The 21,913-nt window shown below is 35.8% G+C and carries 22 protein-coding genes; 11 read left to right on the top strand and 11 right to left on the bottom strand.

Going from position 1 to position 21,913, the window contains the following annotated elements:
• Positions 1-112 precede the first annotated feature (112 nt).
• The 4 genes from SFA27_RS16225 (at position 113) to msrB (ending at position 2,581) form a co-directional block, all read left to right on the top strand.
• Positions 113-667 carry a sigma-70 family RNA polymerase sigma factor gene (locus SFA27_RS16225; RefSeq protein WP_407293527.1) on the top strand — a complete coding sequence of 185 codons (555 nt, stop codon included), beginning with the start codon at positions 113-115 and terminating at the stop codon, positions 665-667.
• Positions 668-672: 5 nt separating this feature from the next.
• A complete protein-coding gene (locus SFA27_RS16220) occupies positions 673-942 on the top strand; it encodes a hypothetical protein (RefSeq protein ID WP_407293525.1) in 270 nt (89 codons plus the stop codon).
• An 80-nt stretch (positions 943-1,022) separates the two neighbouring features.
• Entirely contained in the window at positions 1,023-1,466 is a 444-nt protein-coding gene (locus SFA27_RS16215) for a DUF417 family protein (protein WP_407293523.1), read from the top strand.
• 17 nt (positions 1,467-1,483) lie between these two features.
• Entirely contained in the window at positions 1,484-2,581 is a 1,098-nt protein-coding gene (gene msrB / locus SFA27_RS16210) for a peptide-methionine (R)-S-oxide reductase MsrB (protein ID WP_407293521.1), read from the top strand.
• Positions 2,582-2,623: 42 nt separating this feature from the next.
• On the opposite strand, the gene SFA27_RS16205 is transcribed toward msrB, so the two are convergent.
• From SFA27_RS16205 to SFA27_RS16190, 4 genes are all read right to left on the bottom strand, one after another.
• Positions 2,624-3,253 (bottom strand): hypothetical protein, encoded by a 630-nt coding sequence (locus SFA27_RS16205; protein WP_407293519.1) that lies wholly within the window; start codon positions 3,251-3,253, stop codon positions 2,624-2,626.
• Positions 3,250-3,885, bottom strand: coding sequence for a hypothetical protein (locus SFA27_RS16200; RefSeq protein ID WP_407293517.1), 636 nt, complete (start codon positions 3,883-3,885; stop codon positions 3,250-3,252). The genes SFA27_RS16205 and SFA27_RS16200 overlap by 4 nt, the downstream gene beginning before the upstream one ends.
• A 123-nt stretch (positions 3,886-4,008) precedes the next feature.
• Positions 4,009-4,854, bottom strand: coding sequence for an ABC transporter permease (locus SFA27_RS16195; protein ID WP_407293515.1), 846 nt, complete (start codon positions 4,852-4,854; stop codon positions 4,009-4,011).
• A gap of 2 nt (positions 4,855-4,856) precedes the next feature.
• On the bottom strand, positions 4,857-5,759 hold the full coding sequence (locus SFA27_RS16190; protein ID WP_407293513.1) for an ABC transporter ATP-binding protein: 903 nt from the start codon (positions 5,757-5,759) through the stop codon (positions 4,857-4,859).
• Positions 5,760-5,875: 116 nt separating this feature from the next.
• Here SFA27_RS16190 and SFA27_RS16185 point away from each other — a divergent pair, with 116 nt between their 5' ends.
• The 5 genes from SFA27_RS16185 to SFA27_RS16165 all read left to right on the top strand — a co-directional run bounded on the left by SFA27_RS16185 (position 5,876) and on the right by SFA27_RS16165 (position 11,072).
• A complete protein-coding gene (locus SFA27_RS16185) occupies positions 5,876-7,237 on the top strand; it encodes an AAA family ATPase (RefSeq protein WP_047377047.1) in 1,362 nt (453 codons plus the stop codon).
• Between the two features lie 132 nt (positions 7,238-7,369).
• Positions 7,370-8,473: an NAD(P)/FAD-dependent oxidoreductase gene (locus SFA27_RS16180; protein ID WP_407293511.1), complete on the top strand. Its 1,104-nt coding sequence runs from the start codon at positions 7,370-7,372 to the stop codon at positions 8,471-8,473.
• Positions 8,474-8,490: 17 nt separating this feature from the next.
• The gene (locus SFA27_RS16175) at positions 8,491-9,030 is read left to right on the top strand and encodes a hypothetical protein (protein ID WP_407293509.1); all 540 of its coding nucleotides are present in this window, start codon (positions 8,491-8,493) and stop codon (positions 9,028-9,030) included.
• Between the two features lie 144 nt (positions 9,031-9,174).
• Positions 9,175-10,287, top strand: a complete 1,113-nt coding sequence (gene prfB / locus SFA27_RS16170) for a peptide chain release factor 2 (RefSeq protein ID WP_047377044.1) — start codon at positions 9,175-9,177, stop codon at positions 10,285-10,287.
• Positions 10,288-10,373: 86 nt separating this feature from the next.
• The gene (locus SFA27_RS16165; RefSeq protein ID WP_047377043.1) at positions 10,374-11,072 is read left to right on the top strand and encodes a DedA family protein; all 699 of its coding nucleotides are present in this window, start codon (positions 10,374-10,376) and stop codon (positions 11,070-11,072) included.
• Between the two features lie 273 nt (positions 11,073-11,345).
• Here SFA27_RS16165 and SFA27_RS16160 read toward each other — a convergent pair whose 3' ends face one another.
• Genes SFA27_RS16160 through SFA27_RS16150 form a run of 3 tightly spaced genes read right to left on the bottom strand, consistent with a single transcriptional unit; the run spans position 11,346 to position 14,196 of the window.
• A complete protein-coding gene (locus SFA27_RS16160) occupies positions 11,346-12,215 on the bottom strand; it encodes an alpha/beta hydrolase (RefSeq protein WP_407293506.1) in 870 nt (289 codons plus the stop codon).
• Positions 12,216-12,265: 50 nt separating this feature from the next.
• Positions 12,266-13,657 (bottom strand): serine hydrolase, encoded by a 1,392-nt coding sequence (locus SFA27_RS16155; RefSeq protein ID WP_407293504.1) that lies wholly within the window; start codon positions 13,655-13,657, stop codon positions 12,266-12,268.
• Between the two features lie 56 nt (positions 13,658-13,713).
• Positions 13,714-14,196 (bottom strand): tetratricopeptide repeat protein, encoded by a 483-nt coding sequence (locus tag SFA27_RS16150; RefSeq protein ID WP_264518506.1) that lies wholly within the window; start codon positions 14,194-14,196, stop codon positions 13,714-13,716.
• A 154-nt stretch (positions 14,197-14,350) separates the two neighbouring features.
• On the opposite strand from SFA27_RS16150, the gene SFA27_RS16145 reads away from it, so the two are divergent.
• Complete coding sequence (locus SFA27_RS16145; RefSeq protein ID WP_407293502.1) at positions 14,351-15,235, top strand: DUF808 family protein; 885 nt, start codon at positions 14,351-14,353, stop codon at positions 15,233-15,235.
• 180 nt (positions 15,236-15,415) lie between these two features.
• Positions 15,416-16,993 carry a T9SS type A sorting domain-containing protein gene (locus SFA27_RS16140; protein WP_407293500.1) on the top strand — a complete coding sequence of 526 codons (1,578 nt, stop codon included), beginning with the start codon at positions 15,416-15,418 and terminating at the stop codon, positions 16,991-16,993.
• A gap of 49 nt (positions 16,994-17,042) precedes the next feature.
• On the opposite strand, the gene dnaJ is transcribed toward SFA27_RS16140, so the two are convergent.
• The 4 genes from dnaJ to SFA27_RS16120 all read right to left on the bottom strand — a co-directional run bounded on the left by dnaJ (position 17,043) and on the right by SFA27_RS16120 (position 21,799).
• Positions 17,043-18,161, bottom strand: coding sequence for a molecular chaperone DnaJ (dnaJ, locus tag SFA27_RS16135; RefSeq protein WP_047377037.1), 1,119 nt, complete (start codon positions 18,159-18,161; stop codon positions 17,043-17,045).
• Between the two features lie 101 nt (positions 18,162-18,262).
• Entirely contained in the window at positions 18,263-18,799 is a 537-nt protein-coding gene (locus SFA27_RS16130; RefSeq protein WP_047377036.1) for a nucleotide exchange factor GrpE, read from the bottom strand.
• Positions 18,800-19,022: 223 nt separating this feature from the next.
• Complete coding sequence (locus tag SFA27_RS16125; protein ID WP_407293498.1) at positions 19,023-20,357, bottom strand: Nramp family divalent metal transporter; 1,335 nt, start codon at positions 20,355-20,357, stop codon at positions 19,023-19,025.
• Positions 20,358-20,470: 113 nt separating this feature from the next.
• On the bottom strand, positions 20,471-21,799 hold the full coding sequence (locus tag SFA27_RS16120) for an OmpA family protein (RefSeq protein ID WP_264518502.1): 1,329 nt from the start codon (positions 21,797-21,799) through the stop codon (positions 20,471-20,473).
• Positions 21,800-21,913: the final 114 nt, after the last annotated feature.

Genomic DNA, 21,913 nt, shown 5'->3' with positions numbered 1-21,913 from the left:
TAATAGCAGTTTGGTAATGACTATAATCAATAATAATCTATCTAATTTTGCAATTTTCCGTTTAACTTACTACCTTCGTTGTGATCTGAAATAAGACAAAAAAATCCTTCCAATGACAAAAGATGAAGAGCTGAAAGACTGGATAGAACAATATTCAGGACCACTTTTGAAGAGAGCACTGTATGTGCTTTCGAATAAAGAAGATGCACAGGATGTGGTTCAGGAAGTTTTTCTTGCAGCCTATTCTGCCTATGATTCTTTTGAAGGAAAAAGTCAGGCACTGACCTGGCTGATGGCTATTCTGAATAGAAAGGTTGCAGATTTTTATCGGAAAAAATATAAATCTGAAACCAATATCCGACTTGATCATTTTTTTGATGAAACCGGATCGTGGAAAAATAATGATGTTTTGAATGACTGGAATGTACCGGGCGAAGGAGATGAACTTTTAGACAGTACAGAATTTAATAAAACATTGGAAGAATGTATTGAAGAATTGCCCTCCAGATGGAAGATTCTGCTTAAAATGTATTATATCGAAGAAAAAAAAGCACCAGAAGTCAGTCAGGAATTAGAAGTTTCTACGACTAATCTTTGGAAGATTTTGCAAAGAAGCCGAATGCAGTTGAGAGAATGTCTGGAGTTTAACTGGTTTTCAAAATCATAAGAGAAATGATAAGAAGAATACTACATAAATTATTTTTACCCTGCAGTGAAGCTACTTTACTGATGGAAAAGAGGAATGCCCAATCCATTTCTTCCAGAGAAAACAGGATGCTGAGCATGCACCTGATGATCTGCAAATGGTGCAGAATGTACAATGAAAAGCTGGCACTTCTGGATAAAGTTTTTAAAAAGAAGTTTTCTGAACAAAAAACTGAAATTAATGATTCTGAAATTCAGGACTTTAAAAATAAAATAATCAATAAATTAAATTTCTAGGAAAATTTATGTCAGGATTTTAAAATAGCTCCGACTATACTTTTGAAAACAATAAAGTATTCATTTAAAATCTTAAAAACATGGTCGGAACAGTACAGGAATCTAAAAATCAATTGACCCGGACCGGGTATTATGTCTCACTTTTCGGAGCAACTCTTATTTTGCTGTGGATTGGTATTTTCAAATTTACCCCTACAGAAGCTTCTGCAATAAAACCTTTGGTGGAAAACCATTTCTTAACTTTTTTCGTATATAAGATTATGAGCATTCAGGCAGTGTCAAATCTTATCGGAGCGATAGAAATTATCATTGCATTACTCCTGATATTTAGTGCGAAATTTGCTGTACTGAAGAAGTACGCTGGTGTAGGAATGATAGTGACTTTTCTGATGACATTAAGCTATTTATTGACAACACCGGGAATCTGGAAAATAGTGGATGGAGTGCCTGTAACAGATTTCTTTATTTTAAAAGACCTTATGCTTTTAGGATTTGGATTAATGCTTGTTCAAAATAATAAGTAATGAAAAAAAAGATAAAAATGAAAAATATATTAATTGTACTCGGGATTATTCTGGGTATAGCAGTATTTGCTGCGGGATCCGGGCTTTTCAAAAAAAGTAAGCCTGATGCAGCAGAAGTAAAAAAGGAAAATGAGAAAATTATGGATAATAAAAACGTCAAAGAGATTTATTTTGCAGGGGGATGTTTCTGGGGGACAGAACATTTTTTTCAACAGATTCGTGGGGTTGTAGGAACAGAAGTGGGCTATGCCAACGGAAATACCCAGAATCCTACTTATGAAGAGGTGGTAAGCCATACAACAGGTTTTGCTGAAACAGTGAAAGTGAAGTATGATCCCGAGCAGGTAGATCTGAAGCTGTTAATTGACCTTTATTTTAAAACCATTGATCCTACAAGCAAAGATCAGCAGGGAAATGACAGAGGAAACCAATACAGAACAGGAATCTATTTCACCAATAAAACTGATGAAGCTGTGGTAAAAGATGAAGTTCAGAAGCTGGCGAAAAACTATAGCAAGCCCCTACTTGTAGAAACCATTCCATTGAAAAATTTCTACAGAGCTGAAGATTATCATCAGGATTATCTGGATAAAAATCCGGGAGGTTACTGCCATATTGAACCGGGACTTTTTGAAATGGCAAAAAAAGCCAACCCGCTTCCAAAGCCAGCCTATCAAAAACAGGATAAAAAAGTTTTAAAAGAAAAACTGACTGCAGAACAATATAATGTTACTCAGGAAAACGGTACCGAAAGACCTTTCCAGAATGAATACTGGAATGAAACCCGTGAAGGAATTTATGTAGATATTACCACAGGAGAACCTTTGTTTATCTCTACAGATAAATTTGAATCCGGGTGTGGGTGGCCGAGTTTCTCAAAACCTATTACAAAGGCTTTGATTGATGAAAAAATGGACCGTACCCACGGAATGACAAGAGTAGAAGTAAGAAGCAAAACGGGTGATGCCCACTTAGGACACGTTTTCACAGACGGTCCTACAGATAAAGGCGGACTTCGTTATTGTATCAACAGTGCTTCGCTAAAATTTATTCCAAAAGCTGAAATGGAAACAAAAGGATATGGAAAATACCTTCCGTTGTTAGATAAAAAGTAATGTGAAAGGAAGGCTGCCAGATGGCAGCCTTTTTATTTTGAGTTAATGGTTTAATTGAAACCGTTCTTTGATGCTGAACATGGAAATATTCAGAAATATAAAAAATCCGAAAATAAAGTAATAAGTATCTTTTGGAAGTTTTGTGAGAAGCAATTGTATTTTTTCAAAAAAATCAGGTTTATATTCTGGTCTGATAACATCATTACAAAGCAAACATTCATATTCAGGATATTGCACCTTAGGGTCAATATAACTGTAAACAGCAAAAATATGTCCTGTTTTCTCCAGATCAACGGCATATTGTTCCTGTTTGGCGATTGCCAGATCATTCAAAACTGAGACAAAATCGCCATAGCTATTATTTTGATCTAAAATGAATTCAATACCAGACTCTTTCTCATTTCTTTTCTGGAGATTTTTCAGTTCATCAACATATGATTTTGAATTTTCTTTGGCAGTACCGGGGGATACATTTATTTTTTTGTAATTCCAGTTTCTTACAGGTTCAAAACTTGCAAAAGTTCTTTTAATCCCTTCTCTTTCTTTGGCGGGAAGTCCAATATCTACTACAGAAAGGTTAATATCTTCAAACTTTTGGTTTCCGTAATACCAGAATAGAATAGGTATCAGCACAGCACTGATCAATCCTGGAAAATAGTATATTTTTTTCATACTAATCTTTTTCTTTGGATTTGGAGATTTTCTTTAATGCTGAACATGGAAATATTTACGAAAAACAAAAAACCAAAAATGATATAAAAAGCCTGTTGAGGAACATGATTTATAAAACTTTCCGGCTTTATTAAGTTTAGAGTTTGCTTTTCTCTGTAATTGGTATTTCCCACAGTTCCGCCGCACATAGGACGAATTTCTTCATCCGGATCTTTATATTTATGAAGTGCAAAAAAATGTCCTGTTTTTTCTATATCAACGCTATACATGTCCTGTTTGGATAGGATCATAGCGTCAATAATAGCAATGAAATCCTGATAATTATTTTTATCGTTGATCACAAACTCAATACCAGATTTTTTTTCATTTCTTGTCTGCATTTTTTTTAGCTCTGAAACATAAAGTCCCTGATTTTGAAGAGCAGTATTAGGATATACAATTATCTTTTTGTAATTCCATTTTCTGTAAGGCTCAAAAGTATTATCAAAAGTTTGATTGGGTCTTACTTTCGAAGGAAGGCCAAGATCCATTACTGTATATTCTGGCTGAACTCTCTGACTTCCATAATGCCAGAACAAAAGAGGTATCAGTAGAGCACTGATCAATCCTGGAAAATAGTATATTTTTTTCATAGTTAGTTTTTGGCAATACCTAATGAAAATTTTAAGCCAAAAAAAGTGATCCGAAACGAACCACTTTAAAAATAATCTTTAAATATTTTAATTGTTCAATCTTTAAATTTTGAACATTGACATCTACCAGTCTCTCTTTCTCAGAATCCAATACGATCCGAATATAAAAATAGCACACCACACCAAACAAGCAATAAGGCTTTCTGTAGGGTAGTGGAACTCATATTTTACACCCATCATTTTGGCCATATTTAATCTCATCATCGGATTAGGAATAAGGTTGGACATACTTTCCAGCGGTAAAAGATGTGTTAAGAAAAAATCATTCTGAAGAACCTCATTTCTTTGCGGGCCCTGCATTCCTTTTACTTTTGAATAAACTTCAAGAGCGGTTAAAATTCCCTCGCCAATCCAGAAAACAAAAAGGGCCAGAAATACAAACACCGATTTTCTCAATAAAATAGAAAGGAACATTAAGAAACAGAAGAACGTAAATAATTTTACCAGATAATTTCCAATGAAGAAAATCTCGGCGAAAACCTTTACAGACTCTGTTGTATTCGAGTATTGATATCCAAGAAATAAAGTAATTCCTAAGACAATAGCTGTTGAAACAATAGTAAAAATACTTATCGTCAGCAATTTTGAAGTGATGAATTCCTTTCTGCTCAATCCATCAATCGTATTCTGCTTGAACATTCGGTTGCTAAATTCCTGTGAAATGGAGAAGACAATAATCAATCCCAGGAAAATTTTCAGCAAAGCCACAATCCAGGTGGTAAAGTTCCAGATTTCCGGGAAGTTATAAATTCCCTGTTCCTTTAAGTTAATCGTTCCTCCAAAAACATCAAAGTCAACCAGTCCAATGAAAAGCAATGCGATAAGAATGGCGAAATAAAGTATTGTGAAAACCTTAAACGGTTTGTAGTTCAGGTTTTTATAGTATTCCAGTTTTAATAATTTTATCATGACTAATTGGTGTTTTTTACAAGTTCAAGGAATTGAGATTCAAGGGACAGTTTTTTCTTGGTCAAATGGGAAAGATAAATCCCTTTCTCTGCCAGTTTCTGATTCATCGCTGAAGCTGAAATAGAAGCATCATCGCGGATCTGGGCCTTAATAAGATCACCTTCCTGATTAATGGAAGAGAACCAGTGAAGTTCGTTCAATGCATTCAAAAGCAACGTATTATTGTCAGCTTTTAGTTCAAAATATCCGTTGTTGGAAGTCATTTCATCCACTCTTCCGCAGTAAATGGAATTTCCTTCTTTCAGTACAATAACATGGCTGCAGATTTTTTCAATTTCATCCAGAAGATGGCTGGCAATGATGATCGTGATTCCCTGCTTGGCAATATTGCTGATGATTTCTCTGATCTGGATAATTCCTTCAGGATCCAGTCCGTTGGTAGGTTCATCTAATATCATTACTTCGGGATTGTTCAGCATAGCCGAAGCAATGGCCAGACGCTGTTTCATTCCCAAAGAAAAAGTTTTGAAAGTATCTTTTCTTCTTTCAAACAGATTAACGGTCTTCAGAACTTCATCAATCCTTGAATAAGGTGCTTTTTTGATTTCAGCTACAATCTTAAGATTGGTTTCTGCACTGAGATAAGGGTAAAAGTTAGGCTGTTCGATAATCGCTCCAATCTTTTTTAAAGTTTCCGGATCTGTACCTTTTTTTCCAAACCAGAACCAATCTCCGCTGGTAGGATTAATCGTTGAAAGCAGCATCCCGAAAGTGGTGGATTTTCCACTTCCATTGGGACCCAAAAGCCCATAAACATTTCCTTTTTCGACATCAAAAGAAATATTGTTGACCACAACTCTTTTGAATTTCTTTGTCAAATTTTTTACTGATAAAATCTTTTCCATGTAATTTGTTTTACATAGTAGTAGTCTATATAAATTAGATAATGTTACAGAATTATCATAAATCAATGTCAATTTATTTGTAAATACATTAAATTTGATAGAATTAATCAATACTTATGAAGCTAATTGAACTGGCAGAAGAACTGAATGTATCTGCAGAAGCCATAAAACAGTTTATACAGGATTTTGATCTTGAATTGGTAGACTGTGTCAGTACGAATTTTGAGGTAAAGGAAGATTTTGAAAAATTTGCCCGCGAAAATGTAGACTTTTTAAGATTATATGAGAAAGATCTGGATAAAAATAAAACCCTGGAGCAGATTGCCAAAGTAATCAATCAGCCTAAAGACAAGGTAGAAAAGGTAATTAAAGATAATAACCTCAATATCTTTGATAACGGTTTTTTCAAATCTTCTATCTCCAGCTACGGAATTGATAACAAATTAGGCGGAAACTATAAGTTTGTTTATGATTATTTCGGTAGTAAAACCAGTCTTCAGCAAAGAGATTTTATAGGATACAGAGATCTGTTTTTTTATACATCTTCTGTTTTGGAACCCTTCCTGAATCCACAGCAGATCAAAGATTGGGGGATCAACAAGCCTGCAGGAATTATCCTGTATGGCCCTCCCGGAAGCGGTAAAATATTCTGGGCCAATAAAATTGCTGAAATTATTGGCTATCAGTTTAAAGAAGTCAAAAAACATTATTTGGGAACTTCCTTGATTGACGGAAATGAAATCAACTTCAGTGATTTTCTGTTGAACATGATGAAGGAAAACAAAATGCTGCTTTTCATGGACGATTTTGATGAAATTATGATGCAGAGAAGAGCAGAAACAGATGTTGCATCCTGTAATCTTGAAGCTCAGGAGCTTATTCTTCATTATATCGGAAAATTTGAAAAAGAAGGCGTTCTGATGGTTGGTTCTGCTAATTCTGTTTCAGAAATTGATGAAGAAATCCTTGCTCCGGGAAGATTTGATGTGATGATCCCGATCTTTCCTCCCAATGCTTCAGAGCGGTCAGAAATCATTTTATATGCCATGACGAGAGGATTGGAAGAAGATTCCTTACTTTATAAAATATTGAAAAATAACAAAGCAGATAAAGTTCCTTTCTGGCATGAAATATCGTCAAAGATGAAAGCCTTCAGCAATACGATGCTGATAGATTTTACACAAAGTCTAAAGAAAAGAATTAAAAACCTTTATCAAAGAACCAGAAATGAGAAGCTGAAAATTGATCAGAATCTTTTGAGTGGCGCCTTAAGGGATGCCGGTTCCAAGCTTACCGAAGAATACCTTGATCAGGTGGCCAGGTTCTTAGCCGATGCTATTATCAACAATTTTGATGATTTTAAGTTTAGAATTCAGGCATTGAAGACCGAACTGGAAACTTATAGAGTTGTTGAAGAACCACAAAGAGCCATCGGATTTCAACATAATGAGGAGGAGAAAGACAAAGACAAAGGATAAAGAGGTTTAAAGTTCAAAGTTTAAGGTTCAAGGTTTAAAGTTTCTGGTTTTATGATCCAACTTTTACCAGATATGAATTTGTCATGAATACATTTTACTTTTTTACATAAATACATTTTATAAAAATCACTCATGAACAGCATCTGGGAACTGGAAACTTTCTACAGGAAAAGAGATATCATCATCATTGGTGCCGGGTTTTCCGGGCTTTGGACAGCAATATCTATCAAAGAGAAATATCCTGAAAAGTCGATTTTAATCATTGAGCGGAATACCATTCCTCTGGGAGCTTCAACGAGGAATGCCGGGTTTGCCTGTTTCGGAAGTCTCACCGAAGTCATTGCCGATTCACAGAAAATGGGCTGGGAAAAAACGCTGAAGCTTGTTAAAATGAGATTTGATGGACTTCAGAAAATCCAGCATTATTTTAAAAATAGTGAAATTGATTTTGAGCTGAATGGAGGATATGAGATTTTAAATAATGAAGAACCTTTATCCCATATTGATACCGCTAATGAAAAACTGAAAACAATAACCGGTCTGGATCAGACATATACTCTGAAACAGGATAAAATACAGCAATTTGGGTTAGGGAAATCTGCTTTTCTGATTGAAAACCCTTGTGAAGGAAGTCTGCATTCGGGAAAGCTGTTGAAGAAATTGTTGGAAAAATGTCATGAACTGAAAATTGAGTTTCTATTTGGTACGGAAGTTCAGCATATTGAAGAAACAGACCAGGTTGAGGTTCAGCTTTCAACTGATCTTTCTGTAATAACAGACCAGCTTATTTATTGCACCAATGCATTCACTTCAAAATTCCTGGAAAAAGAAAATATCATTCCTGCCCGTGGACAGGTTCTTCTGACAGAACCTATCGATGGATTAAAGCTGAAAGGAACTTTTCACTATGATGAAGGATATTACTATTTCAGGAATGTAGGAAACCAGGTGCTGTTGGGTGGTGGAAGAAATCAGGATTTTGAAACAGAAGAAACAACTGTTTTTGAAACGACAGAGTTCCTGCAAGATCATTTGGAAAATTTTTTAAAAGAAGTGATACTCCCTCAAAATGACTTTAAAATTGCACTTCGCTGGTCAGGAATTATGGCTATGGGGCCAGAAAAAACACCTATTGTAAAACAGCTTTCGGAAAGGCAGTTTTGTGTTGTAAGACTTTCAGGAATGGGCGTTGCACTGGCTCCTAAGATAGGCGAAATAATGGCTGATATGATTTAAAATAAAGAGGTGTACCAATGAAATACTTACCCTACGAACGCATTACTTACAAAACAAATTTATCTGAACAGGAAGTTTTAACAAGACTTTCAGGCTTTGTAGAACCTAAAAAATTTGGTTTGGGAAAAAATTATATAAAAGAATATGAAGGAACTGTGAATAATAATAATAATAATAATAATAATAATAATAATAATAATAATAATAATAATAGCTTTGAAATAAGCAAAGTTATTCAGTACAGAAACTCATTTCTTCCTCAGATAAATGGTAGAATTCAAAATGAAAATAATGGAACCCAAATACAGGTGACCATGTCGCTACATGTATTTGTATTATTTTTTTTAATTGTCTGGTGTTCATTTGCCTTATTTTTCTTCTTAGGTATTACTGCGAGAGATATAGGAAATAAAATGATATCAGTAGAATTTTTCATACCTCTATTGATGTTGTTATTTGTGTATGCTTTAACAATGGTGGGTTTCAAAATGGAAAGTAAAAAATCGAAAGAATACCTCAGAAAAAGCTTTGAAGCTGAAATAATAAAGGAATCGTAACTTTTAAGTCAATTTCTGAAATCTTTATTAACTCTAAAAGTCAAAATTCCAAACCTTAAACCCCGGAACCCGAATCCCTAAAACTCGGAACTCGGAACACTCCACTCTAAAAGAATTCCTTATTTTTGCAAAAAGAAAAAAATCGTGATTAACAACGACCAGATAAAAGAAGTTCAATCCAGGATTGAAGACTTACACAGATATCTTCAGATTGAAAAAAAGAAGATAGAAATTGCCAATGATGATGAAAAAACTGCGGCACCCGAATTTTGGGACAATCCAAAAACTGCTGAAGCATTTTTAAAACAGCTTCGTTCCAAGAAAAAATGGGTAGAAAGCTACGATGAAATTCAGACGCAGTTTGAAGATATACAGGTTTTAGTGGACTTTGCTAAAGAAGATCCGGATTCTGAAAAGGAACTGGATGAGACATTTCCGCAATTGGTTGAAAAAATTGAGGACCTTGAATTCAAAAACATGCTTTCCAATGAAGGAGATGAGCTTTCTGCCGTACTTCAGATCACCGCTGGAGCTGGAGGTACAGAAAGCTGCGACTGGGCATCCATGCTGATGAGAATGTATACGATGTGGGCAGAAAAACAAGGGTATAAAATCCGTGAGCTGAACTTTCAGGAGGGTGATGTAGCAGGTGTGAAGACGGTTACCCTGGAAATTGAAGGGGAATTTGCTTTTGGATATTTAAGAGGTGAAAATGGAGTACACCGTTTAGTAAGAATTTCGCCTTTCGATAGTAATGCGAAACGTCATACCAGCTTCGTTTCCGTATATGTTTATCCTTTGGTAGATGATACTATAGAAATTAATATTAACCCCGCTGATATTTCTTTTGAAACGATGAGGTCTTCTGGAGCAGGAGGGCAGAACGTAAATAAGGTGGAAACCGCTGTACGTCTTCGCCACGCGCCAACAGGAATTATTATTGAAAACTCAGAATCCCGTTCCCAGCTTCAGAATAAAGAAAAAGCCATGCAGCTCCTTCGTTCAAGACTATACGAAATGGAACTGGAAGAGCGTATGAAAGCAAGAAACGAGATAGAAGCCAACAAAATGAAGATCGAGTGGGGAAGCCAGATCCGAAATTACGTAATGCATCCTTACAAACTCGTAAAAGATGTACGCTCAGGTCATGAAACTTCAGATGTAGATGCTGTAATGAATGGAAATCTTACTCCATTCTTAAAAGCATTTCTAATGGCCGATGGAACCGCGGTTTCCGATGATGACCTCGACTTATAAAAATCATGTTTGAATTTTAGTTAAAATCTTATAATTAATTTTTGTTTCAGACATTTTAGACCTACTTTTGTTGTTCATCGATATTTATGGAAGATTTCAATAGCTGGAAGGATTTATTAAACCCGGAGTTTTATATTAAAATGGGAGGGTTTTGGCTTATTTTATTTATTGTATTTGCTGAGACAGGACTTTTTGTAGGGTTTTTCCTGCCGGGAGATTCACTTTTGTTCGTTTCAGGAATTTATGCCGTTGAAATCATCAAAGAGACTTTTGGCTCTACAGGGAGTGATTTCTTAGATACTACATTATTAGCTTCGGGAGTAGCTCTTGCCGCTATTATTGGAAATGAAGTAGGATATTATTTTGGAAGAAAGGCAGGACCTGCTTTATATAAAAGACCGGATTCAATGCTTTTCAAGAAAAAATACCTTTACCAGGCGCATGATTTCTTTGAAAAACATGGAGCTCTGGCTATTATTATGGCTAGATTCTTACCTGTTGTAAGAACTTTTACCCCAATTGTAGCAGGAATTGTGAAGATGGATAAAAAGGAGTTTTTAAGAGATAATATTATTGGTGCTGTATTATGGTCATTTCTTTTGATCTTTGCCGGGCATTATCTGGATAAACTGTTTATGGAGCAGTTTGGAATCAACTTAAAAGAAAAACTGGAATATATTATCATCGTTATTGTATTGGTAACAACACTTCCGGTAATCTTTAAGTTTGTTTTTGGAAAAAAAGAAGATCTTTCTAAAAAATACGAAGACCAGGATTTTGAATAAATAAAAAAATCAATTAGAATATAGAGCCGGCTCAAGTATGAGTCGGCTTTTTTATTGCTTATGAAAATGATAAGCCTGTATTTTAACGCAAAGATTCATTTTATAATAAACTATTTTAAGGAAGCAAAGAAGGGAATCAATGAACTTGATTCTTTCTAAGCAGATGTATATTCGTGAGCTTCATCAGTGACAAAGTCACTTCTCTTTGCTTCCTTAAAAATAAGACGTTCGACTTATTTATCCTTTGCGTTTAATAGAAAAAGCTATAAACTTTTATTTTTTGACCCATTCCAGAATATTCGGATAGATGATGCTGTCTCTTTTTCTTTTACTGAAGAACCTTGGTGCATGGCCTGCTCCTTTCATAAAGATAAACTTGTGCGGAATATTCATCTGGGTAAGCGCTGAGTCCATGGCTATTCCCTGATGCTGATTGACCAGAAAATCATTGTTTCCCTGAAACAGCAAGGTAGGAACATTGGTAATATTTGCAATAGGGCTGGCTTCTTTGAAGGCTTCAGAAACATTTTTCCGGTCAAATTTACTGCCTACCACCTTTTGAAAAGTTGGAGAAGTATATTTGGAATAAAAAGACTTAAGATATTCAGAGCTGTAAAAATCAGTTGGTCCGCTTAAAGAGATAATTTTTTTAATCTGTTCAGGATGCTGATATCCGTAAAGCAATGCCAAATGCCCGCCGGCACTTTCTCCCAGAAGAATATAATTATTAGGCTGAAGTTCTGCCTTTTCCGTTAAGGAATTGAATTTTTCAATGGCCAGGCCAATATCTTCAAGTTGTTCTTTGTAGGTGATTTCTTTCTTTGCAGAAACTAATCTGTAATTCATATTGATACTCGGAATCCTGTTTTCAAAAAGCATTTTCTGAACCTGTATCATATGTTCTTTTTTGCCTAAAGTCCAGGCTCCACCATGAACGATAAGAACTACGGGAGAATTTTCAGCATAATCTTTGGGAAGAAAGACATCCATCTTTTGCCTTTTGTGTTCACCATATTTTAAATTATAAATTTTCTGCTGGCCTCCCGGACCTACCCAGACTCTGAACTTCGTATTGCAGGACTGCAACAGAAAACTGAAGCATCCCATCACAAAAAAATGATACCGGAGAATGAGCTTTTTCATTACTTAAATTTACAAAAAATTCTATTGATTATGACGCAGTCAATGTTTGATTATAACTTTTCTGCTGTTTTTGACGAAAGCCCTTTTTTGATTGTAATAATGTCTTTTTCTCCTTTTTTGAAAATGAAAGAAATCTCGGTGTCATCATCCTGCAGGAAGAATATATCCTCTTTTTCAGCCAGCATTCTTATTTTAGGATCTTTATTGTTTTGTATAAAAAGCTGGCCGTTTTCGTACAAAATATGAATCACACTGTCATCAGAAAGCTGATAGTCACCCACGTATTTTTTAAGTATATCAGCACTTAACACTGCTTCTTTTTTAGGTTGTGGAAGAGTATAAGGCTGTTCTAAAAGAGCTGCTAAAATAGTGTTACCTGCTTTCTCCAGCTTTTTACTTGTGATATTGTTCAGAAGGATAATGCATAGATCATCCTCAGGGAGCATGGCAAAATAACTTGTAGAACCCTCTATATTTCCCCCATGGTTAATAAGTTTTTTCCCATAAAGATCATCAATAAACCAACCATAGCCATAGCCGCTCAAAAAGGGTGTGGTAGCTTTTTTAAATGCTTCTTTAGAAACAATTTTATAATCTCTCAATCCAATATAGTAATTGAACAGGTCTTCAACAGTACTGTAGATTTGTCCTGCGGGACCGGTTAAGGTGGAATTCCATACTTGCGTTTTTTCCTGTTTTGTCTTTGAGATATAAGAATATGGAACCGTTTTGTATGGGCTTTTCAGAGCTATATAGTTAAATCCGGTATGAGTCATCTTAAGAGGGTTTAAGATGGTTTTTCTTACAGCATCTTCATAAGAAAGTCCGGTTACTTTTTCAATGATCATTCCCAGTAAAATATATCCAGAATTGGTATAAGAGAATTGAGTGCCGGGCTCAAAATCCAGAGGTTCGTTTTTAAAAAAAGAGAGTTCTTTGTTTTTAGCAATGGTCTTTCCGGTGTGAAGCAGGCTGAAATATTCTTTGTTTCGTAATACTTCATAAATTCCCGAGGTGTGGGTAAGAAGATGCTCAATAGTGATTTCATTTCCTCTTGGATAATCGGGAATAAATTTTGAAAGAGGGTCTTTAACAGAAAGTTTCCCTTCTTCGCTTAGCTTTACAATCATCAAAGCCGTGAAAGATTTCGTTAAAGAAGCAATCTGATACACACTTTGGTTCTGATTGGGTATCTTTTTTTCCGCATCCTGCCAGCCGTATGATCTTTCAAAAATGTTTTTATTCTGATAATGGATCAAAGCAGTTCCATTAAATTTATTAATACCAGCAAATGCCTTTATAATGCTGTCTATTTCTTCTTTTTTCTTTTCCTGATTAACATTGTTGGGATGAGATTCTGTCTGAGCTTTTAGAGCAGAACAGAATGTACTGAACAAACAAAACAAACATCCTAAAGTTAAAATATGAAATTGACGTCGCATAGGTATCAGGTTTTAAAAACGGTTAAAATTAAGCTTACTATTGATAGTGTTTAGGATTATAGGTTTTCAGCATAACGGCTCAAAGAATTATTGTATCTGGGCAGATATTTTGATATTGCTTTTAATGCTATAGATAGCGCTTCCTTGTGCTTTCCTGCTGAAGAAAGAGACAGTGCTAAAAAAGAATCTACCGCATCGTTCAGCTCATCAGAATAATTAGCCTTTTCTTCCCTTAAAATATGGATGCTTTCTTCTATTTTTCCGTTATTTCTTAAGGTGCTTGCCAGCTGAATTCTTGCTCTTCTTCTTCGTAAGCCGGTTAATCCTTTACCTAATGCCGATCTGTACAAAGGTTCCGCTTCCTTTTCATATCCGGTAGAGTCAAAAGCGCAGGCTCTTTCAAAATCTGCTATGGCCAGGGAATCCGTATCCGTAAGTCTTTCTACATGATTTTTAATCTGCTGGATAAACTCCTCACTGCTTATTGTTCCAAGTTGCAGCCATATACTTTGTAATTGGTTTTCCCAGTTTTGATCCATTGAATAGATTTTAAACAAAGATATAAAATATTGAAAGTGAGCATTGCTTAATTATTCTCATAAATTTCAAAATTATTGTCAGATTATGAATCCAAAAACGGAATTAAATATTTATTTTTGCTGAACTTAACAAAGATTAAAAAATTATTAAAATATGGCATCAGGCTTTTTTGCAATTTTAGATGATATTGCAGCATTGATGGATGATGTAGCGGTTACCAGTAAGGTTGCTACCCAAAAGACAGCAGGGATTTTAGGAGACGACCTGGCTGTAAATGCAGAAAAAGCCACTGGCTTTCTTTCCTCAAGAGAAATTCCCGTTTTATGGGCAATTACCAAAGGATCATTTATCAATAAACTGATTATTCTTCCCATTGTTTTTTTACTTAATTGGTTGTATGCTCCAGCTATTAATTATGTATTGATCCTGGGAGGATTCTATCTGGCTTTTGAAGGCGTTGAAAAAGTAATAGAATTTCTTTTTCACCGTGACAAAAAGGGTCATGAAGTTATAGAGGAAATTGAAGAAGACGAGAAAAGTTCTGAAGAAATAGAAAAAGAGAAAGTAAAATCGGCAATTACAACTGATTTTATTTTATCAATAGAGATCGTTATTATTGCTTTAGGAACCGTATTGGAAGAAAGTCACCCTTTCATTACGCAGATTTTAGTAACGAGCTTGGTTGCATTTATCGCTACTGTTGGAGTTTATGGAATTGTAGCTTTGATCGTAAGAATGGATGATGCAGGGTTTAAATTAATAAAGAAAAGTAACGATAAAGGTTTTTTCGGGAGGCTTGGACATCTATTAGTGAAGGCTTTACCTATTGTTATTAAAATATTAGGAGTCGTAGGAACAGTTGCTTTAATAATGGTTGCTGGTGGAATTTTTCTGCATAGGATTGAATTTTTCCATGGCATATTACCAACTTGGCCAGATGTTTTGAAAGAGCTTACGCTTGGTGTTGTTGGCGGATTGGTAGCGGTTGCCGTATTTACTTTAGGAAAAGGGATCTATTCCTTAGCGACAAAAAAATAAAACAGAATTAGAATTAAATAACCAAAAAATCCTGTACCCGAAAGAGTGCAGGATTTTTTATTAAGTTTTTTTCTGAAATTTTGCAACAAAAGTCTTTGATAGATGGAAAATGCAATGTAAATGTTAGTTTTGTTGCAGCTGCTTTCAGGGCAAAGGTTATCTTTGCAAAAAAAAATAAACATGACAAAAAAATTATACTATGTAAGCTTTTTATTCTCTTCATTTTTTTCAAATGCACAGATGCTTGATGCTTCTTACAGTACTTACGGAATCAATTTCTATAATCCATCTACAACTTTTGACAAGTCAGGTGATATTTTTGTAGAGTCAGATAACAGTGCCGTTGTACTTGGAAACATTGGCCCGGGAGCAAAAAGAGCTATCTATAAAGTTGATCCTAATGGGAATCTGGATACTTCATTTGGAAATGCAGGAATTAAAATCACCCAAAATCAATCTTCACATTATAAAATAATTAAATTAAGCAGTGGTAAATATTTAACGGTCGGAAATGTAGGTTATATGTATAGTCAGAATTTTTTTATTGAAAGATTTAATACTGACGGTACTTTAGATTCAACATTTGGAAACGGTGGAGGACTTGCTGTTGATATGGGCTATCCAGCAACTATTGAGACCATTGATATAGCTTATAACGCTGTTGAATTACCTGATGGGAAAATTATCATATGCGGAGGTGCTGAATATGGATATCCTAAAAGAAGAGCATGTTTATTGAGATTGAATCAGGATGGTACCGTGGATACAACCTTTGGTACCAATGGAAAGTTTTATTTTACTATAAATACCGGACTTTCTCAAGAAAGAGTAAGTGCTATGAGTATTTTTGCAGTGAATAATAAACTAATTGTTGCCGGAATAGGAAGAATTACCGATACCACAGAGGCTACAAACGGCTCTAATGATATTTTCGTAGTAAGGCTAAATCTGGACGGAACTTATGATACTACATTTGGAACCAGTGGGAAACTAATTTTCAGTTTGGGTAATCTCCTTGAATTTGGAAATATGATTCAGGACACCAACGGAAATTTTTATATCACAGGATCTGCATATGTAAATAACATCAGAGAAACCTGGGTAGCGAAAATAAGCTCTGATGGGCAGTTTGTCAATAACTTTGGAAACAATGGTATTGCGAAACGTAAGGTTGTTAATATTCCGGATGCTGAACGTGAAAGCTCTAATTCTATCCTTTTAGGTAATAATGGGATCTATGTGGGGGGAACATTCTTCTTTGCTGGAAACTATTATGAAAGCGACTGGATGTATATGACCAAATTTAATTTTGATGGAACTCCGGACTTATCTTTTGGAACTAATGGATTGTTCAGGCTTCCAACTTATAACTCTTTGAGACGAATAGCTGCAATGAAATTTGATAACAATAAAAGAATCCTGATTTCAGGAGATTCTTCTCATAGTGACAGACAATTTGCGTTGGCAAGAATTATTTTAAATAATGAAACTTTAAATACCGCTGAAATAGGTAAAAAAGAAGTACCCTCATTCTATCCAAATCCTGTAACAGATTTTCTATATATTGATTTAAGCACTGAAAGCAGGTTGGAAAATATATCTTTATACAGTATGGAGGGGCAACTGGTTAAAAATCTGGAATACACCAGACAAGATGGTAAGATAAAGGTTGATCTTAAAAGCCAGTTGTCTGGAACCTATCTGCTTCGTCTGAAATATGATAAGAAGGAACAGACCATAAAGGTTATTAAAAAATAAATTGAAAATAAAAAGCCGGTTTTAATCTTTTAAAACCGGCTTTTTTATATTAATTGAATAAATCTTTTACTTTATCAAAAAAAGTTTTTTCCTTTCCGGATGGTTCTGCAACCATTTCTCCGCTGGACATCTGCTTTTCAAAGAAATCTTTCTGTTCTTTATTAAGCTTCTGAGGTGTCCATACATTGATGTGGATGAACATGTCTCCTTTTCCATAGCTGTCAATGCTTGGAAGTCCTTTTCCGGCCAATCTTAGGATCTTTCCGGATTGAGTTCCCGGATCAACGGTAATTTTTACTTTTCCTCCAACAGTAGGGATTTCTTTTTTAGTTCCTAAAGCAGCTTCAGCAAATGAAACATACAGTTCCTGATGAAGATTATCACCTTCTCTCTTGATTACCTGATCTACTTCCTCTTCAATGATCACCAATAAATCTCCCGGAATTCCACCAAATGGCGCATCATTTCCTTTTCCTCTTACATTAAGCTGGATGCCGTCTCTTGCTCCTGCAGGGATGTTGATTGTGATTTCCTCCTCATCTTTGATAAGACCTTGCGCATTGGCTCCTGCAGGAATCTTGTCAGCAACTTTTCCAATTCCCTGACAGGTACTACAAGTTGTCTGAGTCTGCATTTGACCAAACATGGTATTCATTACTTTAAGCTGAACACCGGAACCGTTACAGGTAGGACATATTTTTGAAGTGGCACCTTCTGCCATCTTCATTTTTTTTACTTTAATGGTTTTCTGAGTTCCGTTTACCATTTCCTCAAGGTTCAGTTTGATTCTGATTCTTAAATTAGAACCTTTCACCTGCTGACGGCCGCCACCGCCGCCACCGAATCCTCCGAAACCACCACCGAAAATATCTCCAAACTGACTGAAAATATCTTCCATGTTCATTCCGCCTCCGAAGCCTCCGCCTCCAAAACCGCCGTTTCCACCTACTCCGGCATGACCAAACTGGTCGTAACGGGCACGTTTCTGATCGTCGCTTAGAACTTCGTAAGCTTCAGCTGCTTCTTTAAACTTTTCTTCAGCCTCTTTATCACCAGGATTTTTATCCGGGTGAAATTTGATAGCCATTTTACGGTATGCTTTTTTTATTTCGTCGGCCGATGCAGATTTGCTGATCTCAAGAACCTCGTAATAATCTCTTTTTGACATGACAATTTTATAATTGATTGTTGATAAATGATAAAAGATATTGTAAAGCTAATAAGTGAAACATTCATCAATTATCACTCACCATTTATCATTTATGAATTTTAATTTCCTGTTACTACTTTTGCAAAACGGATTACTTTATCACCTAAAGTATATCCAGTTTCAATAACGTCTACGATTTTTCCTTTCAAATCTTCTGATGGAGCAGGGATTTGAGTAATCGCTTCATGGAAATCAACATTAAAGCTGTCACCAGCTCTCACTTCCATTGTTTGTAAGCCTTTTTCGGTAAGTTTATTTTTGAATTTCTGATAGATCAGTTCCACCCCTTGAAGGTCAGCCGGATTTCCGTTCTTAGCGATTTCCTTTAATGCTCTTTCAAAATCATCTAAAACGCCTAACATTGAAACCATCATTTCCTGGTTGGCATACTGGAAGAATTCCATCTTCTCTTTGCTCGTTCTTTTTTTATAGTTTTCGAATTCAGCATATAATCTGATGTAACGGTCTTTTTCTTCTGCCAAAAGTTCTTCTGGTGAAGGAGCAACTGTCACATTGTCCTGAGATGCTGCGTCATTCTGAACATTGTTTTCTTCCTGATTATTGATGCTTTCTTCGTTAATATCCTGGTTTTCCATAATTCAATATTTATTTACTGATTGTTTGACAAAGAGCCTGCCAAATCTGAAATCAGGACATTAAGGCAGAAAAATGAGTAATGGTGAATAGTGAATAAATCAATTTGCTTCGCTCATGAATTTGTCGTAGTGTAAGCTTTAAAAGTTGACTTTGCGAAGCAAAAACTGACCATTGACCATTGACTTTAACAATGTCCAATTAAAAAACTAAAGTTGCGTTTTTCTATTCTCCTGCAAACGTCTGGTACAGAAGGTACAGGTTTAAAACAATGATAATAATAGAAATTGCCCATACGCAGATTTTAAGAACCGGCTTATTGACAAATTCTCCCATCTTGGCTTTATCATTGGTGAACATCACCAGTGGAACAACAGCAAAGCTTAGCTGCATGGAGAGAATTACCTGGCTTAAAACCAATAATTCGGTCGTTCCCTGTTCGCCATAAAGAATAGCGACAATAAGGGCAGGAATTACAGCAATAAGTCTTGTGATAAGTCTTCGCAGCCATGGCTTTAATCTGATATTCAAGAAACCTTCCATTACAATTTGTCCTGCAAGCGTTCCTGTCAATGTAGAATTCTGTCCTGATGCCAATAAAGCAATAGCAAATGCAATACTTGCCATAGAAGCTCCTAAAATAGGAGTCAACATTTTATAAGCATCATGAATGTCCGCAACATGCTCATTTCCTGTTGTATGGAATGTGGCAGCTGCAAGAATAAGGATTGCAGCATTGATGAAGAATGCCAGCATCAATGAAACTGTGCTGTCCAGGGTGGCAAACTTTATAGCTTCTTTTTTTCCTTCGGTATCGCGGGTATAATCTCTGGTCTGTACAATACTGCTGTGCAGATACAGGTTGTGGGGCATTACTGTAGCTCCTAAGATCCCAATGGCAATATAAAGCATTGCAGGGTTCTGAATGATTTCTTTCTGAGGAACCAATCCTCCCAGAATTTCATTGAAAGCAGGTTTAGAAATAATGATTTCATAGACAAAACAGGTCAGGATAATGAATATAAGACCTCCTACAATACTTTCAATCCATCGGAAACCTTTGGCCTGAAGTAAGAGGATAATTAAAACATCCACTGTTGTGATGACAATTCCCCAGGTGAGCGGAATATGAAATAAAAGATTTAATGCAATGGCAGAACCAATGACCTCGGCGAGATCACAGGCGGCAATGGCTATTTCACAAAATACCCATAGAATAAAATTGGTAGTAGGGCTGAAGTGATCTCTGCAGGCCTGCGCAAGATCTCTTTCTGCAACAACTCCTAGTTTCACGGATAAATGCTGCAGAACCATTGCGAAAATATTGGAAATAAGAATTACGGAAAGCAGGGTATATCCAAACTGGGCTCCTCCAGCGATATCCGTAGCCCAGTTTCCCGGATCCATATATCCTACAGCAATCATCAGTCCCGGTCCGGCAAATGCAAGATATTTCCTCCAGAAATTTGCATTTTTAGGAACTTTGATCGATGAATAAACCTCTGATAAGGAATGAGATGTTTTATCTTTTCGCCAGGCGCTTTTTATATTGAAATTCATAAATGTTAGAAATGACTAACAAATTTAATTAAATAAATGTAAACAAAGAAATCATGGCACAAAAAAATCCCGGAAATTATTTCCCGGGATCTAATTTTTATTGAATCTAAAGATTATTTTGCAAATCTTACAGACATTTTTCTGTCAGCAGCTCTTTCTGCATCAGAAGCTTTTGCGTCTACTTTTGCAAATTGACTTCCGTAACCGTCTGCAGCAATTACCTGTGCACCAACGCCAGCTTTAGCTAAAGCAGCTTTGATAAATTCAGCTCTGGCTTTTGACAATTTTACGTTAGAAGCTTCGTTTCCTGTTTTATCAGTGTAACCTCCAACTTTGATTTTTGCATCAGGGAAAGCCTTAAGGATAGCTACAAGGTTATCCAATTGTCCTTGTGAACCTGCTTCCAGTTCAGTAGAGCTTCCCATTTTGAAATTAACATGGTCGAAATCGTACCACTTATCTTTCAATGCAGAATCATCAGCTGCATTTTTGTAACCACCAGATTTCAGGAATGAAATCATCTGATCCTCCATACCACCTTTATAACCTTTTAACATTACACCATTAAGATCAATGTTTTCGTCGGTTTTAGCGGTAGCCGGAACAGGTGTTGCAGTTCCTGTTGCAGCTGTATCTGTCGTAGAACTGGTTGCTGCAGAGTCAGACGTACTGGTAGTTGTAGTAGTTGTCTGCTTTTTCTCGCACTGTTTCCATAGGAAATATCCGGCTGCCAATAACAGTAAAAGCGGAAGCAACCATTTCCAGATTGAGCCTCCGCCTTGATTATTGTTATTATTATCGTTAAATTGTTCTCTTATTTCTCTTGCTCCTTCAGAAACATTTTCTCTTGCCGTAGCAACACCTTCTGAGATATTATCTTTAGCAGTAGAAGCTACCGAAGAAACTGTTTCCTTAGCCTGGCCAAACCAATTTTCAGCTCCTAATCCAAAGGAAGCCAAAGAAAGACCTGCCGGCAATAAGGAAGAAATAATGCCTTTCTGATCACTCAGTAAGCTGGAAATACCTGAAGCGCCCAAATTATTGTCTGCTGCATATTTTCCAACCGTGCCTACTGTAGCTCCAGTCACCAGGTTTAACAAAGAACCTGCAGAGGTATTGCTTACTCCTGAAAAACTAGCAATGGAATTGACTAATCCACTTACTTTATCTCCAAAAATTGAAGACAACAACGTAGAAATAATAGGATTGCTAGACGATCCGCCTAATAAATTTCCTAAAATTCCACTTGAAGAGGCTTGTGTAATAGCATCCACAACGCCAGGCTTATCTGCACTATTAGCTAATCCGCCTACTACAGCAGGTAATAATCCGCCAATTGCTTTAGAAATACCGGATTCACTTTCTCCAAACTGCGATGCAGCCTGTGAAACTAAAGCGGGACCTAATTGTCCTTTAATTAAATCAATGACATTTAAAGACATAATAATAAATTTTTTTGATTAATGTTGAGATAAATTTAAACAAAAATCCGTCCAAATGTCATTTTTTTTTGAATATTTCTTTAAAAATTGACGATTTATTTTTTAATCATTAAA

Source organism: Chryseobacterium sp. HR92 (assembly GCF_045689405.1).
In the GTDB taxonomy this organism is placed as follows: domain Bacteria; phylum Bacteroidota; class Bacteroidia; order Flavobacteriales; family Weeksellaceae; genus Chryseobacterium; species Chryseobacterium viscerum_A.
The sequence above is the reverse complement of the archived record's forward strand: the minus strand, read 5'-3'. Positions and strand labels throughout refer to the sequence as shown.

What these genes read in the sequence shown, in the direction of transcription:
- SFA27_RS16225 (WP_407293527.1), top strand. Translation starts at nt 113, where the DNA reads ATGACAAAAGATGAAGAGCTGAAAGACTGGATAGAACAATATTCAGGA.
- SFA27_RS16220 (WP_407293525.1), top strand. Translation starts at nt 673, where the DNA reads ATGATAAGAAGAATACTACATAAATTATTTTTACCCTGCAGTGAAGCT.
- SFA27_RS16215 (WP_407293523.1), top strand. Translation starts at nt 1,023, where the DNA reads ATGGTCGGAACAGTACAGGAATCTAAAAATCAATTGACCCGGACCGGG.
- msrB (WP_407293521.1), top strand. Translation starts at nt 1,484, where the DNA reads ATGAAAAATATATTAATTGTACTCGGGATTATTCTGGGTATAGCAGTA.
- SFA27_RS16205 (WP_407293519.1), bottom strand. Translation starts at nt 3,253, where the DNA reads ATGAAAAAAATATACTATTTTCCAGGATTGATCAGTGCTGTGCTGATA.
- SFA27_RS16200 (WP_407293517.1), bottom strand. Translation starts at nt 3,885, where the DNA reads ATGAAAAAAATATACTATTTTCCAGGATTGATCAGTGCTCTACTGATA.
- SFA27_RS16195 (WP_407293515.1), bottom strand. Translation starts at nt 4,854, where the DNA reads ATGATAAAATTATTAAAACTGGAATACTATAAAAACCTGAACTACAAA.
- SFA27_RS16190 (WP_407293513.1), bottom strand. Translation starts at nt 5,759, where the DNA reads ATGGAAAAGATTTTATCAGTAAAAAATTTGACAAAGAAATTCAAAAGA.
- SFA27_RS16185 (WP_047377047.1), top strand. Translation starts at nt 5,876, where the DNA reads ATGAAGCTAATTGAACTGGCAGAAGAACTGAATGTATCTGCAGAAGCC.
- SFA27_RS16180 (WP_407293511.1), top strand. Translation starts at nt 7,370, where the DNA reads ATGAACAGCATCTGGGAACTGGAAACTTTCTACAGGAAAAGAGATATC.
- SFA27_RS16175 (WP_407293509.1), top strand. Translation starts at nt 8,491, where the DNA reads ATGAAATACTTACCCTACGAACGCATTACTTACAAAACAAATTTATCT.
- SFA27_RS16165 (WP_047377043.1), top strand. Translation starts at nt 10,374, where the DNA reads ATGGAAGATTTCAATAGCTGGAAGGATTTATTAAACCCGGAGTTTTAT.
- SFA27_RS16160 (WP_407293506.1), bottom strand. Translation starts at nt 12,215, where the DNA reads ATGAAAAAGCTCATTCTCCGGTATCATTTTTTTGTGATGGGATGCTTC.
- SFA27_RS16155 (WP_407293504.1), bottom strand. Translation starts at nt 13,657, where the DNA reads ATGCGACGTCAATTTCATATTTTAACTTTAGGATGTTTGTTTTGTTTG.
- SFA27_RS16150 (WP_264518506.1), bottom strand. Translation starts at nt 14,196, where the DNA reads ATGGATCAAAACTGGGAAAACCAATTACAAAGTATATGGCTGCAACTT.
- SFA27_RS16145 (WP_407293502.1), top strand. Translation starts at nt 14,351, where the DNA reads ATGGCATCAGGCTTTTTTGCAATTTTAGATGATATTGCAGCATTGATG.
- SFA27_RS16140 (WP_407293500.1), top strand. Translation starts at nt 15,416, where the DNA reads ATGACAAAAAAATTATACTATGTAAGCTTTTTATTCTCTTCATTTTTT.
- dnaJ (WP_047377037.1), bottom strand. Translation starts at nt 18,161, where the DNA reads ATGTCAAAAAGAGATTATTACGAGGTTCTTGAGATCAGCAAATCTGCA.
- SFA27_RS16130 (WP_047377036.1), bottom strand. Translation starts at nt 18,799, where the DNA reads ATGGAAAACCAGGATATTAACGAAGAAAGCATCAATAATCAGGAAGAA.
- SFA27_RS16125 (WP_407293498.1), bottom strand. Translation starts at nt 20,357, where the DNA reads ATGAATTTCAATATAAAAAGCGCCTGGCGAAAAGATAAAACATCTCAT.
- SFA27_RS16120 (WP_264518502.1), bottom strand. Translation starts at nt 21,799, where the DNA reads ATGTCTTTAAATGTCATTGATTTAATTAAAGGACAATTAGGTCCCGCT.